Origin of the sequence: Frigoribacterium sp. CFBP9030 (genome assembly GCF_034045195.1) — a bacterium.
GTDB lineage: Bacteria > Actinomycetota > Actinomycetes > Actinomycetales > Microbacteriaceae > Frigoribacterium.
This window is the reverse complement of sequence record NZ_JAXCWG010000029.1, coordinates 1-1,899: the sequence shown is the minus strand read 5'-3', so window position 1 is coordinate 1,899 and position 1,899 is coordinate 1. Positions and strand designations below refer to the sequence as shown.

The 1,899-nt window shown below is 75.0% G+C and carries 2 protein-coding genes; both read left to right on the top strand.

Translation table 11 applies throughout. The annotated features are described in order from the left end of the window. Positions 1 to 152 precede the first annotated feature (152 nt). Positions 153 to 815, top strand: coding sequence for a nucleotidyltransferase family protein (locus tag SOM13_RS15335; protein WP_320480213.1), 663 nt, complete (start codon positions 153 to 155; stop codon positions 813 to 815). A gap of 121 nt (positions 816 to 936) precedes the next feature. Further along, the gene (locus SOM13_RS15330; protein ID WP_192061478.1) at positions 937 to 1,473 is read left to right on the top strand and encodes a DinB family protein; all 537 of its coding nucleotides are present in this window, start codon (positions 937 to 939) and stop codon (positions 1,471 to 1,473) included. Positions 1,474 to 1,899: the final 426 nt, after the last annotated feature.

Sequence of the window (1,899 nt, the reverse complement as noted above, 5' to 3'; positions counted from 1 at the left end):
GGGGGGACGGGCGGGGGGGGGGACGGGCGGGGTGGGGGCGGGTGCGGTGCGTGGTGCGGGGTGAGCGTGGTGGGGGCAGCGCCCGCCCGGGTGGCGTCAATCGTAGAGCGGCCGGCAGCCCCCGCGCGACACCCGGCGGCTAGCCTGTGGACATGGCTCGCGCACGACCCGGCCCGATCGTGGGGCTCCTGCTCGCGGCGGGCGCGGGCTCCCGCATGGGTGGCCCCAAGGCGCTCGTCGCCGACGCACGCGGACCCTGGCTGACTCGGGGCGTGGCGACCCTGCTCGCCGGCGGGTGCGACCGCGTCGTCGTCGTGCTCGGCGCGGGCGCGACCGAGGCGGAGGATCTTCTGGCGGGCGACCCGCGCCTCCTCGGCTCGCAGGTCTCGACCGTCGTCGCCGACGACTGGGCCGACGGGCTCTCGGCGTCGCTGCGGGCGGGGCTCCGTGCGCTCGGCGCCGATCCGGACCTGCAGGAGGCGCGGGTCGCCCTCATCACGCTGGTCGACTACCCGGGGCTGCCCGCGTCCGCCGTGGCGCGCCTCCTGTCTGTCACCGGGACGCCCGCCGGTGCCGGGTCGCCGGCGGCCGCCGGGGTGCCGCTCGGGGCGAGCATTCTCAGGCGTGCCGTGTTCGGCGGACGGCCGGGGCATCCGGTAGTCGTCGGGCGGGCCCACTGGTCGGACCTCGCTCAGTCGATCTCGGGTGATCGGGGGGCCGGCGCGTACCTGCGCGAGCACGGCGCTCTCGAGGTGGACTGCCGCGACCTCTGGAGCGGTCACGACGTCGACTCCCCGCGTGCCGCATCGAGGTGACCCGACCTGTGCCCCGCGCGCGTCTTATGACTCCTTTCGGGTCACTTCGATGACGGCGATTGGCGCGACGACGGCTGGATGGCGATGGTGGCGGGGCGACGGCCTCGCCTAATGTCGAGCCATGGCCATCTCACCCGACACGAAGAACTGGACCTGGGTGCTCGAACGCCCTTGCGACGAGTGCGGCTACGACTCGCGACGGATCGATTTCCGCGATGTTCCCGGGCTCGTGCGCGACAACGCCGCCGCCTGGCCCGCCGAGCTGGCCCGCCCCGACGCTCGCGATCGCCCCGATGCGACGACATGGTCGACCCTCGAGTACGGGGCGCATGTGCGCGACGTGTTCCGGGTGTTCGAGGAGCGCCTGGCGCTGATGCTCGCCGAGGAGGCCCCCGCATTCGCGAACTGGGACCAGGACGCGACCGCCGTCGACGACGACTACGCCGCGCAGCGGCCCGACGAGGTCGCGGCGGAGCTCGTCGCCTCGGCCGAGACCGTCGCGGCCGCGTTCGCCGGGGTGCGCGACGACCAGCTCGACCGTACGGGTCTGCGCAGCGACGGCTCGGCGTTCACCGTCGACACGCTCGCCCGGTACTTCGTGCACGACCCGGTGCACCACCTGCACGATGTGCGCCGATCGGGGGCTGCATCGAGGTGACGCGAACGGGGGTGTGGCTCGGGCGAACCGCATCGAAGTGACGCGACCGGGCGCTTGGGCGGCTCGGACTGCGCGTTTCGGGTCACGTCGATGGCGCAGGCGCGGGCGCGGGCGGACCTGATCGAAGTGACGCGACCGGGGGCGCGGGCGGCTCGGACTGCGCTTTTCGGGTCACCTCGACGGTGCGGGCGGAGGCGCGGGCGGCCCTGATCGAAGTGACGCGAACGGGGGCTTGGGTGGCTCGGAGTGCGCGTTTCGGGTCACCTCGACGGTGCGGGGGCGGTGCGCGGCGCGCGCGGCTCGAGAGAGCAGGATCGAAGTGACGCGAACGGTGGCCTGGGCGGCTCGGACTGCGCGTTTCGGGTCACCTCGACGGCGCGGGGCGCGCGGCGGCGCAGGCGGCGCGGCGCGGCGCGCGGCGCGGCG